We start from the raw sequence: 14,607 nt of genomic DNA, 5'->3' as shown, positions 1-14,607 counted from the left end.
AAAGCAGGGAACTTTAAGCGCCCACTTTTAGGGAAACTTCGGTGCCCGTTGACACACGACCGGCGGCCAGTTCATCGCGGCGGGCTAATCCATCACAGCGATCGCGGCAGCCAATATGTCTCGATCAAATACACCGAGCGCCTTGCCGAGGCCGGCATCGAACCATCGGTCGGCAGCGTCGGCGACAGCTATGACTATGCTTTGGCCGAAACGATCAAAGGCCTTTACAAGGCCGAGGTGATCCACCGGCGCGGACCGTGGCGATCCTTTGAAGCAGTCGAGTTCGCAACGCTCGAATGGGTCGACTGGTTCAACCACCGGCGGCTCCTCGAACCTATCGGTAACATCCCGCCCGCCGAAGCCGAACAACGCTACTACGCCATGCTGGACGACGTCCCCATGGCCGCGTAACTTAAACCAAATGGCCTCCGGCAATCCCGGGGCGGTTCAAACCGCTTATCCGTTGCCGATCACTGTGCAGACCAACCCGGTCACTTCTCTACACCCACCCGCGCACAGGTCTCATGAGATATCCTTGTGCCATCTCCACCATCTGGCGTGACATTCCAGGTCCAAGACAAAGACACAGAAAGCTTCGGCAACGGTTGACCCGGCCCGGATTCACGTGCATCAAAAAAAACGATGCCGCATCGCAGCAGAACGTCGCCGAGTTGCTGGGCGTGGGCTAAAGCCCTTGGTCACTTTTCTGCAACACGATGTCATTACGCACTTGCGGGATCAGGCCTTGCTTGAGCGTAATGGACTTAAGGACTGGTAGATGGGGGCCTTGACACCTAAGTATCGCGTCGATGTCGATGGATTTCCAATTGACATAGATCTGCACGCCAATGTTCTTGAAGCTATGGAGAAGTCCATCCGAGCAGGTTCAGCTGGTCATTACATTTCTATCACAAATACCGAATCGCTCTACCATGCACGGCGGCTACCGAACCATGCGGCCTTCATTTGCGGTTCGGACTTTTCGCTCTGTGATGGAGTGGGGGTCATCGTGGCTGCCAAGGCCGCTGGCAATCACATATCTCGTTACAACGGGCCGATCCTGCAACTGGATGCGTCGGCATTCGGTGCCTCACGAGGTTGGCGCCACTTCTACCTAGGCGGCACCAATGGTTCGGCTGCCGAGATGGGGCGGCGTCTTTCGGCCCAATTTCCGGGCATGTGCATTTGCGGAATTTACGAGCCGCCTTTCAGGCCCCTCACAGCAGACGAGAGAGCCGAAATGATCGCGCAGATCAAGCAATCGGAGGCGGATATCGTCTGGGTTGGCCTTGGCTTGCTAAAGCAGGAAGCCATGATCGCCGACATCAAGGACGAAGTTGGGGCAGCTTGGTTGGTGGGCGTCGGAGCTGCCTTTGACTATCACTCTGGTCGGGTTCCGTGGGCTCCGCTATTCCTTCGGAATCTGGGCCTAGAATGGCTCTTTCGCCTGATTGTTCAACCGAGACTACGGGCCAAACGATACTGGTGGTCAGGAGTTTGGATGGCAGGGGCTATTTTGCGCGGCGCCAAACGACGGATCTTCGGCTAGTATCGATATTCCACTAGGATTCACGGGTACAGCGCACGAAACTTTTAAAAGGGGGTATCAAATGGTGCGTGTGGGAATGGTTGGACTGGGCAAGATGGGCATTTCCCACCAAGCTATCCTAAATTCAACAGAAGGCATCGACTTGGTCGCCGCATGCGATTCCACCCCGCTTTTGGCGTCGATCATGGGCCGCTACACAAAAATCAAGAGCTACTCCAACTATACGGAGATGCTCGAGAAGGAAGCGCTCGACGCGGTCGTTATCGCCACGCCGCCAAAAGCGCATGTCGCGATGGTCGCTGCTGCCATAGACAAAGGCCTCGCCATCTTCTGCGAAAAGCCGTTTGTCTTGGAAACAGCGGACGGCATTACTCTTGCCGCTGCGGCAAAAGCTGCTGGCATAGTGAACCAGGTCGGCTACCACTATCGCTTCGTTGGATCATTCGTGCATGTGAAATCACTTGTGGATGCCGGCATTTTGGGCCGCATCCACCACGTCACGGCGGAAGCCTACGGACCTGTGGTGCTGCGACCCAAGACAGGCTCTTGGCGCGGAAGGAAGCAGACCGGCGGCGGTGCCCTATATGATTATGCCACGCACGCTCTCGATCTGTTGAACTATTGTATCGGACGTCCTGACACGGTGCTGTCCGCCTCGCTGGGCTCGATTTTTTCGGAAGAAGTCGATGACGAAGTTTACGCCCTGATGTGCTACAATGACGGTAAGACGGCGGTGCTGCAAGTCAACTGGAGCGACGAGTCATACCGCAAGATGTCAACTAAATTGACGATTTCCGGGACGAACGGAAAAATTATCGCAGACCGCCAAGAAGTGCAAATCTACATGCGCGAGGCCCGGTCCGACCTTGGCCTCAATCAAGGTTGGAATGTGAGATACACAACCGAGTTGACCGAACCAGTTGATTACTACCTGCGCGGTGAAGAGTACTCGGCACAAATTGAGCATTTTGCTAAGCATATCGAGGCAAACGACCCAAATACGCGCAGCACATTTGCGACAGCTGTCGAAGCGGATATGACAGTCGATGCGATCCGCAATGCGGCAAGTCGTCCTGGTATAGGGATCGATGACAATGACGCGGTCGCTGCGCGCCCGTCGCCAAAAACGCGGACCGGATTGGCCCGTATCTTCGGAAAATCCTAATTCCCGACCACGGAGTTCTGGTCCAATGGAACGCATCCTTTTTGGCGATAACCAGTTTTTTGGCGTCAATCACATGTCGGAAGAGAAAGCTCGTGCCCAAGGCATGCGCTTTCAGGATATCAAAGAGATCATCCGAACCATCGATCACGCATATGACGCGGGAATTCGAGTATTCATGTGCACCACGCATGGGCGTGTAGGCGAGGTGTGCGATCACTTCCGCGCCAATCCCCACCGGTATCCCGGCTTCGAATTTTACCCGTGCATGCCCTATGCGCACAAGTACGCCAATGCGGTAACCGAACATGGGATGACAGGCGCCCTCTCAAAGCTCCTTCCGGGCGAAAGCAAGATAGGAGCGCTGGTAAAGGGTGGCCTCTCGCTGGCGCGCATGGACATGGAAAACCTGGCGGGCATGCTCATCGATGCAGAAATGCAGATGTTTCACGATCTGTCGACACCTGTGATCTTCATCCAGAACGTGGTCACCGATCTCGTTCTTGGTCTGGGGGCTTACGACGCGTTTCGGATGTTTGCCGATCACGTAAAGGCCAAATACGATGCCGAACCGGGCTTTATCACAATGAATTTGCCGAAACTTCTCGATGCGCTTGAGAGCGTTGGCATCAAGAACCCGATAATTTGCGCCAACATCAACAAGATAGCGTTCAGGACATCGGGCGGTCTGGAGATGTACGAGCGCACCATCGCTGAACGGGAGTTCCGGCCTATCGCAATGTCCATTTTTGCCTCCGGCGCGATTTCGCCCGATGAGGCAGTTGAATACGTGTGCGCTCAGCCAAAGATCAAGTCCCTGCTGTTTGGGGCTTCATCGCGCGGGAACATCCAGTCTACCGTACGACTCATCGAAAAGTACGACGCGCAGTACCATCGGTCGCAGTTGCCTTCTGGCACTGCTCACGCTTGAATCGGCTTGCACCTAAAATCAAGCGAGTAGGAGTCCATATGCGCATCAAGGCCCGTGAGTTGAGTGTTGAACGGGTCGTTCGCGCAGTTGCCAGGCGTGTGGCAGACCTTCCCGCCGCAGCCGCATGGAGCCAGGGCGATGTCGCCAAGGCCAACAGGGCGGCGCTCGGCAAACTGCATGGATCCTGCGCGGGCGAGACTGCGGTCATTATCTGCAACGGCCCTTCGCTCAACAAGACCGACATGCAGCTTGTGGGCAAATTCAAGTCAATCGGCATGAACCGGGCCTACCTGATGTACGAGCAGTGGGGCTTCGAGCCGACCTTCTTTACGTCGATCAATCATCTGGTCCTAACGCAGTTTTCAGATGACATTCGCAAATTGGCGGGGCCGAAATTCGTAGACTTCCACCTCAGAGGCCTCTTGCAGCCAGAAGATGGATTCCTTTATTTCCGAGTTCCGCCGCGGCTACATGACCGGTTTGTCGGCGATATCAGGGAGCCGATCACGTCCGGGGGGACCGTCACCTTCGTCACGCTCCAACTCGCCTACTTTCTCGGTTTCAGCAAGGTCGTGATCGTCGGGATGGACCATCGCTTTTCGGCCAAAGGTCACGCGAATGCCAAGCAGACGCGCACCGAAAACGAAGACAAGGATCACATGCATCCAGATTATTTCCCCAAGGGAATTACCTGGGAACTTCCCGACCTTCATCGGTCCGAGCTTGCCTATGCTCTTGCCCGCGATGCGTTCGCTTCAGATGGCCGGGAAATAATCGACGCGACGGTCGACGGCGCATGCAGGGTTTTCCGAAAGGAGAGCCTTGAAGTCGCTCTCGGCGCCGCGCCCAGCTGATCGTCATGCTCCGATCGTCAGGGTGCTCCAGTCCCACGGCGCGATGGCAAAGGCGTTCCTTTGCAGCACCCGGGGGTCTGGCCGCTCTGCCGATCGGACACTGAGTTCGCCGGACGGTGCCGCGCAGCTGATATCAACGGGAGGAACGCTGCGGTCGGAGCTGGCTGGAACAAAATGCAGGACGGTCTGCGCGCCAGCACGACGGACAATCGTCCCCACACGTGCGCGTTCGAGCGCGGCAAGGCTATCTGCGGTAAGAAAGGTTGCAGGAGTCTGGTCTATGAAGCGCGACGCATCAAGCAGCGCGCCGATCGCGCGGACAAATCTGTAGAGTAGGGCGATGCTCGCCGCATCCGCAGAAAAGCGTGATCCGGATGGCATATAGACATTGTACGGATAGAGCATGGCCCCCCCCAAGGCGTGGACCCTCGCGATTGCTGCCCGATTCAATGCTATATCGGCCGATCGCAAGGTTACGACCTGCATCCAGTTCATACGCTCGAACTGGCGATAGGCCTGCTCGAGGACACCGAGATCCGCGTCTGCAGGGTCGATTTCGCACATGCCATAATCGAATAGCGTATGCGGGATGCCGAGCTTCATGCGGAAGTTGTTGCACGACATCGGCACTGCAAAGCCGCTGGCCGTGTCGGTCTGGCTTCGCAGTGCTCTGACGTAGCTGACCGTGCTTGATGTCTGAAACGCCAGCATCTGGCTTTGCAGATCATAGCCGAGCCGCGCAGCCCGCTGGCGGCAATACCCGCACCAGCAACCACCGAACGAGACCGCGGCTATGGCTGCACGAGGGTCATCATGCTGGATTACGCTTGCGCCGCCCTGAAGGCTCCACAAAACCCTGTCAACTTGAAGTCGCCGAAAATACGGATTGTTTACGCAGCCCCAATACCAGCCTTGCCCACAGACCCATGGCGCCTCGATCATGCGGCCTGCTCGATCCAGCGCGCGCCCAACCTTGTAAGTAACTTGACCAATCCCATCGGGCGGCCACATATTTATGGCTCCGCCTATCGACGCAAGGCCTGCTGCTTGGATCGATGAAAAGTAGTTGTCGCAAAAGCGGTACGTCCAGTCAAAGCGTGTGGCACCAGCTGCCGCAGCGATCGCGATGCTGGCTGGCAAGGACCAGCGCGAAGAAAAGATGACGTCTGAAGGGCGAGGCTGGCCCAAAGGGCGCCGAGCCGATCGCGCGGTTGGCGGGCCAAGAGCCGCAGCACTCACCGCCAAGGCTGCCAGCATTCGGCGACGGGACAACAACAGCTCGTGAAATCTCATGGCGATCTTTCTGTTTCGTGCTCGTCTGCCACCTGTTCGCATCCGCAGTAGGATGGAACCGCAACGGCCTGCGCACGCAAAGCCTTGGCCCCCGATCGGAAATGGGGCGGGACATACCGACGTCGGAACATCGCCTCTTCCTTGCTGCGGCAAACCCTACTACTGGCATCCAACAAGCACAATCCACTTGGCAAATGCTGGCGATTTGGCAAATGCTGCCTGCGGCCGAAAAAGAGTCCATGTTGAACCGTCGCCATGCTGGCCACCCCAGCCTTGTGACCCACCATGTTTGCCCTTGGGCGCGGCCCAAGTCTGGAGTCGATGTGATGACAGCGAGAGCGCTAAGTTTTGTACCGCCCCGGTTCGCGCAGAGCGCTCACCCCAAGGCGGTGTATCGCCCGGGCTTGTGGATGCAGATCTTGTATGCGAGCAGCTTTCTCATTCTCCAGCTGGCAGCGGGCCTTCTGAGCGCCTGGCAATTCCCGGCCGCGTATGTGCTGGGTGCCGAAGGCTGCGTCCTCCTTGCGCTGACGTCAACGGCGCTCGGTCACCGGCAAGACAAGATATCGGTCTACATACCAGTTGTCTTGGCGGCTGGCGCCATTTTCACCGTCACCATTCTATCAACCGCCCACACCTTCATGATTGCACTCCAATCAGTAGGCGCTCAGGCATTGAACGCACTAATTTATTTCTTTTTTGTGGTAGCTTCAATCAGTATTTTAGTCTGGGACTCCCGCCGACGATTTGGTAATCTTGCGGCAAAAAATTTAATTCAGACTTTTTATATCGCATCAGTTGTATACTGCATACTTCAATTAGGTCTTTTGTACTGGGGTTATGTTAACCCTATTGGAGAGAGCCTGCCGCAGATCAATGGTGAAGCAGTTTTTGCAAAATTTTTGGGCTTTAGAAACTCTCGAGCAGTGCTTCCAGTCTCTACGTCCCTACAAGCTGGTGCGGCGATTCCTTTGGCAACCTGCATATGCGCGGCAGCCAAGCTAGCAAGAGATATGAAAAGCTATGTAAACGTATTTTTGTTTTTTCTCGGCCTGTACATAGTATTTCTATTAGATGCTCAGCAATTTATTTTGTCGATTGGGTTAACCTGCGCACTTACATATCTTATCCGTTCCGAACGAATATATGGGCTTATAGCAGCGTTAGCCCCGTGGATGTACGTGACTTATGCTTCTATTGGACAAAAATTATTCCCTTTTCTCATAAATTTCACAAGCTCTCGCGGCCGCAGTGCCTACGGTATTTTTACAGGCCGAGAATACATCTGGAATCGCTTTTGGGATTACTTTCAAGATGCAAATCTTGAGCAGTTGATATTTGGCAATGGAACCTTCGGGCAGGGCATTTCTCGCCTTTCCTCTAGCTACGCTGTCATGTTTGCTGGGTTTTCACCGGACGCGCGCTACCTAGCCACGCTCCACAACAGCTATCTGCAGATCATTGTCGACAACGGGTTGATCGGCCTCACCTGCTTTACCGCGTTGATTGGGTTTACGGCATACCGTGCGCGCGTCCTTTCACGGCAACAGGGCCCGGCCGCCGGGGCTTGGCGCGCGATATCCATGCTGGTCACGGCGTTCGCCTTCACAGGCGCAAGCGAGGTTGCCTTTACGATCTACATGAAAGAAGCGCTCATCGTTACCGTGCTGGTCTCGATCACGGTCGCAGTCTGCGGCGGTGACGTTGATCCGCGAGCTAATGGCCGCAATCTGGCTCGCAGGATGCAGGCTCGCTCTGGCCGCCACCGGGCTGATCTGCGGCAACCCCGGCCCACGCCGCTTCGCTAGATGAGAAGTGGCCGGGTTGGTCTGCATAGTGATCGGCAACGGATAAGCGGATCGTCTGCCGGTTGCTTCTTCGAATTGCCGATAAGGGGCGTCATGCAGGGAGGGCATAGCCCGACCGGAGTGACGTCCGTACCATCAAATCCCGGGACCAAACATATAATGGCGCAGGCCGCCCGGCCCTAGCGGAAACCGCCCGCGATCAATCCGGCAATTACGAAGAGCGTGGTGCCCGCAAGCGCTGGCCCCACAATTCCGCGATCGGCGCGTGGCCATTGCATGGCAAAATGGCGCACGGCAAGCACTGTCGGAACCCAGGCATAGACCGGCAACAGCGAGAGCAAGTTGGCCAATGCCGCCCCTTCACCATGCATCCGCGGGATCAGCACAAGGCACAGCGCGATGTTGATGACCCCGGTGGCACCGTCGAGCCAATGCCAGACGACCCGGTTGGTGATGGTGTAGTGCTGTAGGTGGGCGGCGGCATACCGCTGAACGAACAATCCAATCGTCAGCTCGGTCCACACGCGCAGGGAAACGAAAGCGCGGTGGACGGGAAGCAGGCCGAGCATCGGGATGGCCAGCGCGATTGCCCCCGTAAGGAAAGCCACGATCCACAAGGACTGGCTCCGCGCCTTTGCGGCAACATCGATATGAGCCTGGGTCTCGGAGCGCGCGTAGTGCGTGGACATGCCGTGCAGCGCCGATTGCAGCGGCGTCGCGGTCAGCATCATCAGCACGGCGATGCCGTTGAGCGCCAGCAGATACGCGCCGGTCTCTTCTGCCGTCGCGTATTGCGCCAGCAAAACACCCGCGCCCTGCCGGGCACCAAGGCTGAGCAGGATGCCGAGTCCGGCGCGCCAGGTCGGGGCCCACACCTCGCGAAACGCCGCGCTCATCGCGCCGGCTTCGCGCTGGTGCACCAGTACATCCCAATGCGCGTGGCGGCAGCGCCGCAGCAGCCAGAGGCACAGGATCACGATCGGTGCCTGCGCGGCCAGCGTCATCGCGAGGAGCGATCCCGATAGCCATACCGCAGCCGCTGCAAACAGACCGCCCAGCGACCAGGCCAGTCCGTCGGCACAGCGCGGCTTGGCGATGTCGCCCCTGCCGTTGAGGAAGGTCAGCCGGCTCAACAATAGCACGCGCAGCGGAGATCCAAGCACCACCACGAACCAGGCTGCCCACAAGTCTTGCGGATTGGCAGACTGCGCAACAACCTTGGCAACCGCAAGCGTGCCCGCGGTTGCGGTGATGAGTGTAATGACCAGCGATGCGCCATTGAAGACAGTCCGCATCAGGCGGCAGATTGCCGCCTCGGACAGGACCGTACCGCTTCCTTCCGACTGCCGTCCGCCTGCACGCGCCACAGCGAGAATGCGGACGAAGATCTGCGGTGCGCCCAGAAACAGAAGGTTCTGCATACCGATCAAGGTTACCGCGAGCAGCCAGAATGCTGCGGTGGTCGCGCCACAATACCAGTACAGCAGCGGCACCGGCAACAAGTAGCTGCCGGCGCGGGAAAGGTTGGAGAATGCCAGCATCAGTGGCGCCGATCCAGTGATCCGCAATACCTGGCGTAAGATCGCGCTGTTCACCAACGCGGCATCTGCCATCATGCCAACGAAACCGCGAGTGTGCAGCCCTGCCAGCCATCGGTTTCCAGCCCGCATGCCGCGCTCGTTACATAGGCCAGGTTCGCTGAAGCGAATGCAATGCTGGTTGGCCGCTGCACCGGCAGGCTTATCTCGCGGACCACGCTGCCCGCTACATCGAGCCCGCGAAGGCAGGCGCCGTCCCAGAACGCTATCCACAGCAATCCATCGGGCCCCATCGTCATGCCATCGGGATAGCCATGGCCTGCATCGAACTGTCGCCAGGGTTTCAAGCCCTTTACGCCGAGCACTGGGTCATAGTCGCCGCGAACGATGATCTGCGCGGCGCTGTCGGTGAGATAGACGTGATTGGAATTGGTATCAAAACAGGGGCCATTGGTTACGGTGAAGCCCTCAGCCATGACTTGAGGGGATCCATCAGACGCGCTGAAGCGCAGCCATTGTCCTACGGGCGTGTCTTCGGCCACCCGCATTGTCCCCGCCCACCAGCGTCCATCAGGATCAACCTGACCATCATTGAAACGCATGCCATCCTGGGCGAGTTCGTGCATCACGCTGAACTTCGGCTCTTCGCCGGATAGATCTAGAAGCCCAAGCGCGCTGTGCATCGTCGCCCGGGCTCTGTCATCGGTGCCGTGGACCGGGATCACGCGGGTGATCCAGTCAGGGAAGCTCCAGCGCCGAGTGTGCTGCCGGGCTGGCCAATGGCGGAACAGGCTTGCTCCGCGAATATCCACCCACCACAGACAACCGGCGGCTTCCTGCCAGAACGCTCCTTCGCCAAGTTGGCAGGAGGTGGAATCGACAAGCGAGATCCTGGCTTCGGTCATAGGCCCAGTCACAAGGGGTCATGCAATCTTGAGAGGATGCCGCCATCGACCAGAAAGGTAGCCCCGCTGACGAACTGAGACACGCCGCATAGCGCGACGACAAAGTCGGCCACTTCGGTCGGGGTGGCGATGCGCGCCAGCGGATGCGCCGCTTCCAGCTCGGCAAAGGCACCAGGGGAATGCTCGAAACCAGCCATCAGCATTGGCGTCGATGTCGCGGCTGGCGCAATGCAGAGCACGCGAGCACGCGGGCCAAGATCGACCGCCAGTGCGCGTGTCAGACCGCCGATCGCCGCCTTGGTGGTCGCATAGCTCACGAACCCAGGCTTGGTCGCCTGGGCATGGACTGAGCCGATGTTGACGATGCAGCCGCCCACCACCAGCAGCGGGAGCAGCGCCTGTGTCACGCGCAGCGGCGCGATCAGGTTGACATCGAGCGAGGTCTGAAAATCGTCCCCGGTGATCTCCGTGAACCGGCCGAGGATCTGCACTGCGGCGTTGTTGACGATCACGCCGAGCGGAATACCACCCAGCAGCGCGCCGACATCGGCTGCAAAACGCGCCTGCGCGCCATCGTCGCGGGCCATCCCGGCAATATCGCAGACGAGGAACCGGTCGCAATCGACCTCGGCCGCCAAGCGGTCGGTCGCGATGACGAAATAGCCTGCCGCGCGCAGCGACGCGCACAGCGCCTGCCCGATGCCGCCAGCCGCGCCGGTTACCAAAGCACCGCGTTGTGCGGTTTCGGTCATTGCGCCGCACCCAGCGAGGCAAACAGCAGACCGATTGCCTGGTGACTCACCCGCATCACCGCATCGACCGTGTTGGACGCGTTGTGCGAGCCGAAAATGTTGTAGGGATGCGTGCGCAGCGGGCTATCCGAGGGCAGCGGCTCGGTCTCGAACACATCGAGCGCGACCGAGTGGACGATCCCCGCCGCCTGCGCCGCGATCAGCGCCTGCTCGTCGATCACCGGGCCGCGCCCGACATTGACCACGCGTACGCCCGGCTTCAGCAGCGGCACGATATCGGCGTTGAACATGTGGAAGGTCGCCGGCATCAGGGGGCAGGTGAAGACGAGGAAATCGGCCTCCTCCAGCCCTTCTGGCCAGATCCGTCCGGTCGCCGCTAGATTGTCCGCCGACTTGAACGCAGGGTCATAGACATTGACCTTCATGTCCGCAGCCAGCAGCCGCCTTGCCGTGTTGGAGCCGATGTCGCCATGGCCGACAAGCGCCACCGTGCGCCCGGCCAGCGAAATGCCGGCCGGCTTGGGCCAGCCATTCTCGGTGCGGATGCTGCGGTCGATGAAAAAAGTGTGGCGGGCAAGGCCGCCAACGTAGTTCATCGCGACATCCGCCACTTCGCGGCCGAATACACCCGGCGTATTAACCGCCGGGATACCCAGCTCACGCGCCGCCGCGAAGTCCACGTTATCAACGCCGACGCCCCACTTGACCACGGCCTTAAGCCGCCCGGCTTTGCCCGCTTCCAGCACGCGGCGCGTTGCCGGGTCATCGCCGATGATCCAGCCCTCGCAGTCCGGCAGGATCGCGCTCAGCTCGTCCTCGCTCATCGTCTGGGTGACCTTCGGCGCGAGCAGCTCCACACCGGCATCGGCAAAGATCTGTCGGAAAGCATCGATGCAGCCCAGCATCGGCGGGCAGGTGACGAGGACCTTCATGCCTCAGCTCCCTTGACCAGCGCTGCGCCCACCGCCTCGGCCAACGTCCACTGGTCTGGCGTATCGATGTCCACCGCCTCCAGCAGAGGCGTCTCGAACATCACCGGCCTTGCGCCAATGCGTGCATCGGTCGCGGCAAAGCTGGCGGCCGAGAAAATGTAGAGGTTGGAATTTTCCTCGAACCACGGCTCGAGATCCTGCGTGCGCAGCAGCACTTTGGGATCGTGGTTCACCGCCGAACCATCGGCGCGGTAGAACCGGGTCTGGACTTTGGTAACGGTGAAGAGCGAATCCGCCTCGCCCGCCGCCTGCGCCGCCTCGTAGCGCGCGAGCGCAGCACCTATGGTTGCGGCGGAAAGGAACGGATTGGTGGTATGCGTCATGATGTAGGTGTCGGCGGGCACTGCAGCCATGTCGTCCGCGATGATCGTGTTCATCGGCACGAAGTCGCCGCAGATTTCCGGCCGCCGGTCGCGCACCAGCACGCGACCATCGCCGAAGCCGGTCTCCAGTCCCTTGTCGGCGAGGATTTCGCGCGCGTCGGTGTTGATCACGATCTGGTCGATCGTATCGACCGCCAGCAGGTTGTCGAGAATCCAGCGGAATAGCGGTTTGTGCACCAATTGCCGGAAGTTCTTGCCCGAAACGCGTTCGCTGTGGGCTTTCATCGGCAAGATCGCAACTGTACGGGCCATGGTCTCAGTCCATTTCGAAGGTGGTGCTAAGGTTCGTCAGTCGGCACCGGCGCCTTGAGGGCACACAGAAACCCTTGGACCCCATAAGCGCCTAGCGTGGATAAAAATACTTTTCCTTCGAGGCGCGCGACAGTTCACGGTGCAGATGGTTGCCCTTGTAGGTGCCGACATACTGCATCGTCCGGAACAGCACGATGCCCACGAGTTCGCGGTGCAGGCGCCCCTGGCGTGTTGCCGCAACGATGTCGTGCCAGACGCCTGCCGCGATGTAGCGCATGCAGTCCCTGACCCCCAGTGTCAATTCCGGCATGATCGTGCGCAAGGCCAGCGCTTCGCGTTCATAGCGCCGTTCGACCTTCTTCCAGGTTTCATTGTGAATATGCTCGACGACCGCTTCGGCGACGTAGCCAATCTTGTGGCCCTTCTGCAACAGGCGCTTACCAAGTTCCATGTCCTCCAGCCCGGTCAGTTCCTCGTCGAACGGGTTTTCCTGCCAGACCTGCTTGGTCAGGGCCGCATTGGCGTTGTTGCAGAAGAACCCGTCTTGAGGAATCGCACTCTTTTCCGGAAAGTACTTGAGGAACAGCTGGCTTTCGGAGAATTTGGTCACGGTCGCCAGTCCGATCTGGCGGCCATATGTGTAACTGCATGTTCCAGCCGCCAGCGGCGCGACGAGATCATGGAGCCAGTTTGTGCCCACCGCTACGCAATGGCCGCTGATAATCACCAGCCATTTTCCGGCACTGGCCTCGCACCCGTAGTTCAGGGAGCGCCCGAAGGTGAACTGCGATTTCTCGATCGTTACCATCTGGCAGCCGCGCTCGGCGGCGATCTCATAGGTCCCGTCAGTCGAGCCGGAATCGACTACGACCGTCTCTGCGGTCATCCCGCGCAAGTCCTGCCGCTCAATCGCATCAAGTAGACTAGGCAACCATTCCGCCTCGTTCAGCGTGCGGATCACAACACTGATATTAACTGCGGAGCTCATAGATACCTGCTCGATATGTGTGCCAACTGTTGACGGTAGCCGCCGTATTGCTTGATGAATCCTAATTCAACCAAAACCGATGAATCATCGGCCAACCAATCTCGACGCAACGGTCACAGTTTTCACCTCTGGATCCTCGCCCATCCCGCACATCTTTCGGGGCATTTGTTCGCCGTTCGAGCAGTTGGCCAGCCGTGTGTCGGCAGCCAGACCGGTCAGCCCTTGTTCGCCCGAAAACACCCCGCTCCGACAGGTGGTCGGCGCGCCGGTCAGATTGCCCGAAGAATGGCGCAGTGCAACATTTTTCTTGCGCCAACGTATTGGAAGTGAGACTTCGGAGCCTCGGGGCTGTCCCACGGGGAAACATCAGATGGACGTCAAGAATGCTGCGCGCAAAGCGCTGGGGCCTGCCGGGGTAAGATTCCTGAAGCGGCTGCTGGGTCGGGAACGCCTGAGCGAGGTTGAAGTTGTCGCAGACGTCATCCTGCGCGGTCGCCCGGTCGGTACGATGTTCGATGTCGGCGCCCACAAGGGTTATGAACTCGAACATTTCGCCAATCGCGGCTGGTCGGTTGTCGCGTTCGAACCGGACAATGAGAACCGCAAGATCCTCCTCGAGCGCTTTGGTGCCAATCCCCGTGTCAAGGTCGATACGCGGGCCGTTTCCGAGAAAATCGAGCAGGGCCTCGCATTCTTCTCAAGCGATGTCAGCACTGGCATCAGCGGTCTTTTGGCGTTTCACGACAGCCACCACGAAACGCAGCGCGTGGATACTACGACCATTGCCGAGGCAATGACGCAGTATGGTGTTGAGCACATCGATTTCCTGAAGATTGACATCGAAGGCTACGATTTCTTCGCCATCAAGGGGATCGACTGGAACCGCAAGGTGCCAGATGTCATTCTGTGCGAGTACGAAAATCGCAAGACGATCAAGCTCGGCTACACCGTGGACGAAATGGTCGGCTATCTGCGCGACCATGGTTACCAGGTGACCATGTCGGAATGGTACCCGATCGTAGAGTATGGCCGCACACACAAGTGGAAGCGGTTTACCGATGATGTAACCGCTCTCGATCCGAACGGTTGGGGCAACCTCATTGCCTACCAGCCGCTGCCGCAGCATGCGGATCTGCACGCCGATCGCCTGCCTGCCATCGCCAAGCGCCTGTTCGGATAAACTCCGCAGGGGAAAGGCCG

At 58.8% G+C, this 14,607-nt stretch carries 14 protein-coding genes; 7 read left to right on the top strand and 7 right to left on the bottom strand.

What is annotated here, in order from left to right; genetic code table 11:
- The 5 genes from WCL10_RS19095 to WCL10_RS19075 form a co-directional block, all read left to right on the top strand.
- A partial coding sequence (locus WCL10_RS19095; protein WP_336897239.1) for an integrase core domain-containing protein occupies positions 1–411 on the top strand: 411 nt, incomplete at its 5' end.
- Between the two features lie 367 nt (positions 412–778).
- On the top strand, positions 779–1,549 hold the full coding sequence (locus tag WCL10_RS19090; RefSeq protein WP_336897238.1) for a WecB/TagA/CpsF family glycosyltransferase: 771 nt from the start codon (positions 779–781) through the stop codon (positions 1,547–1,549).
- Between the two features lie 61 nt (positions 1,550–1,610).
- On the top strand, positions 1,611–2,714 hold the full coding sequence (locus WCL10_RS19085; protein ID WP_336897237.1) for a Gfo/Idh/MocA family oxidoreductase: 1,104 nt from the start codon (positions 1,611–1,613) through the stop codon (positions 2,712–2,714).
- 25 nt (positions 2,715–2,739) lie between these two features.
- On the top strand, positions 2,740–3,642 hold the full coding sequence (locus tag WCL10_RS19080) for a hypothetical protein (RefSeq protein WP_336897236.1): 903 nt from the start codon (positions 2,740–2,742) through the stop codon (positions 3,640–3,642).
- A 38-nt stretch (positions 3,643–3,680) separates the two neighbouring features.
- Positions 3,681–4,496 carry a 6-hydroxymethylpterin diphosphokinase MptE-like protein gene (locus WCL10_RS19075; RefSeq protein ID WP_336897235.1) on the top strand — a complete coding sequence of 272 codons (816 nt, stop codon included), beginning with the start codon at positions 3,681–3,683 and terminating at the stop codon, positions 4,494–4,496.
- A gap of 3 nt (positions 4,497–4,499) precedes the next feature.
- Here WCL10_RS19075 and WCL10_RS19070 read toward each other — a convergent pair whose 3' ends face one another.
- Complete coding sequence (locus tag WCL10_RS19070) at positions 4,500–5,507, bottom strand: hypothetical protein (RefSeq protein WP_336897234.1); 1,008 nt, start codon at positions 5,505–5,507, stop codon at positions 4,500–4,502.
- Between the two features lie 299 nt (positions 5,508–5,806).
- Between WCL10_RS19070 and WCL10_RS19065 the strand changes: the two genes are divergently transcribed.
- A complete protein-coding gene (locus WCL10_RS19065) occupies positions 5,807–7,597 on the top strand; it encodes an O-antigen ligase family protein (protein ID WP_336897233.1) in 1,791 nt (596 codons plus the stop codon).
- Positions 7,598–7,776: 179 nt separating this feature from the next.
- Here the strand turns inward: WCL10_RS19065 and WCL10_RS19060 are convergent, their stop codons facing one another.
- The 6 genes from WCL10_RS19060 to WCL10_RS19035 all read right to left on the bottom strand — a co-directional run bounded on the left by WCL10_RS19060 (position 7,777) and on the right by WCL10_RS19035 (position 13,407).
- On the bottom strand, positions 7,777–9,213 hold the full coding sequence (locus tag WCL10_RS19060; protein WP_336897232.1) for a hypothetical protein: 1,437 nt from the start codon (positions 9,211–9,213) through the stop codon (positions 7,777–7,779).
- Entirely contained in the window at positions 9,210–10,040 is an 831-nt protein-coding gene (locus WCL10_RS19055) for an SMP-30/gluconolactonase/LRE family protein (protein ID WP_336897231.1), read from the bottom strand. The genes WCL10_RS19060 and WCL10_RS19055 overlap by 4 nt, the downstream gene beginning before the upstream one ends.
- 8 nt (positions 10,041–10,048) lie before the next feature.
- Positions 10,049–10,792 carry an SDR family oxidoreductase gene (locus WCL10_RS19050; protein ID WP_336897230.1) on the bottom strand — a complete coding sequence of 248 codons (744 nt, stop codon included), beginning with the start codon at positions 10,790–10,792 and terminating at the stop codon, positions 10,049–10,051.
- Positions 10,789–11,724 carry an NAD(P)-dependent oxidoreductase gene (locus WCL10_RS19045; protein WP_336897229.1) on the bottom strand — a complete coding sequence of 312 codons (936 nt, stop codon included), beginning with the start codon at positions 11,722–11,724 and terminating at the stop codon, positions 10,789–10,791. Before WCL10_RS19045 ends, WCL10_RS19050 begins: the two co-directional genes overlap by 4 nt.
- Positions 11,721–12,419 (bottom strand): acylneuraminate cytidylyltransferase family protein, encoded by a 699-nt coding sequence (locus WCL10_RS19040; RefSeq protein ID WP_336897228.1) that lies wholly within the window; start codon positions 12,417–12,419, stop codon positions 11,721–11,723. The genes WCL10_RS19045 and WCL10_RS19040 overlap by 4 nt, the downstream gene beginning before the upstream one ends.
- A gap of 91 nt (positions 12,420–12,510) precedes the next feature.
- Positions 12,511–13,407 carry a glycosyltransferase gene (locus WCL10_RS19035; protein WP_336897227.1) on the bottom strand — a complete coding sequence of 299 codons (897 nt, stop codon included), beginning with the start codon at positions 13,405–13,407 and terminating at the stop codon, positions 12,511–12,513.
- 370 nt (positions 13,408–13,777) lie between these two features.
- On the opposite strand from WCL10_RS19035, the gene WCL10_RS19030 reads away from it, so the two are divergent.
- The gene (locus WCL10_RS19030; protein WP_336897226.1) at positions 13,778–14,587 is read left to right on the top strand and encodes an FkbM family methyltransferase; all 810 of its coding nucleotides are present in this window, start codon (positions 13,778–13,780) and stop codon (positions 14,585–14,587) included.
- The last annotated feature ends 20 nt before the right edge of the window (positions 14,588–14,607 follow it).

Source organism: Novosphingobium sp. (assembly GCF_037133355.1).
Lineage (GTDB): Bacteria > Pseudomonadota > Alphaproteobacteria > Sphingomonadales > Sphingomonadaceae > Novosphingobium.
This window is presented reverse-complemented; position numbering and strand designations above follow the sequence as displayed.

Bases quoted from the DNA above. Each gene is read 5' to 3' on its own strand.
- WCL10_RS19060 (WP_336897232.1), bottom strand. From the start codon at position 9,213: ATGATGGCAGATGCCGCGTTGGTGAACAGCGCGATCTTACGCCAGGTA.
- WCL10_RS19055 (WP_336897231.1), bottom strand. From the start codon at position 10,040: ATGACCGAAGCCAGGATCTCGCTTGTCGATTCCACCTCCTGCCAACTT.
- WCL10_RS19035 (WP_336897227.1), bottom strand. From the start codon at position 13,407: ATGAGCTCCGCAGTTAATATCAGTGTTGTGATCCGCACGCTGAACGAG.
- WCL10_RS19040 (WP_336897228.1), bottom strand. From the start codon at position 12,419: ATGGCCCGTACAGTTGCGATCTTGCCGATGAAAGCCCACAGCGAACGC.
- WCL10_RS19070 (WP_336897234.1), bottom strand. From the start codon at position 5,507: ATGTGGCCGCCCGATGGGATTGGTCAAGTTACTTACAAGGTTGGGCGC.
- WCL10_RS19030 (WP_336897226.1), top strand. From the start codon at position 13,778: ATGGACGTCAAGAATGCTGCGCGCAAAGCGCTGGGGCCTGCCGGGGTA.
- WCL10_RS19080 (WP_336897236.1), top strand. From the start codon at position 2,740: ATGGAACGCATCCTTTTTGGCGATAACCAGTTTTTTGGCGTCAATCAC.
- WCL10_RS19045 (WP_336897229.1), bottom strand. From the start codon at position 11,724: ATGAAGGTCCTCGTCACCTGCCCGCCGATGCTGGGCTGCATCGATGCT.
- WCL10_RS19090 (WP_336897238.1), top strand. From the start codon at position 779: ATGGGGGCCTTGACACCTAAGTATCGCGTCGATGTCGATGGATTTCCA.
- WCL10_RS19075 (WP_336897235.1), top strand. From the start codon at position 3,681: ATGCGCATCAAGGCCCGTGAGTTGAGTGTTGAACGGGTCGTTCGCGCA.
- WCL10_RS19050 (WP_336897230.1), bottom strand. From the start codon at position 10,792: ATGACCGAAACCGCACAACGCGGTGCTTTGGTAACCGGCGCGGCTGGC.
- WCL10_RS19085 (WP_336897237.1), top strand. From the start codon at position 1,611: ATGGTGCGTGTGGGAATGGTTGGACTGGGCAAGATGGGCATTTCCCAC.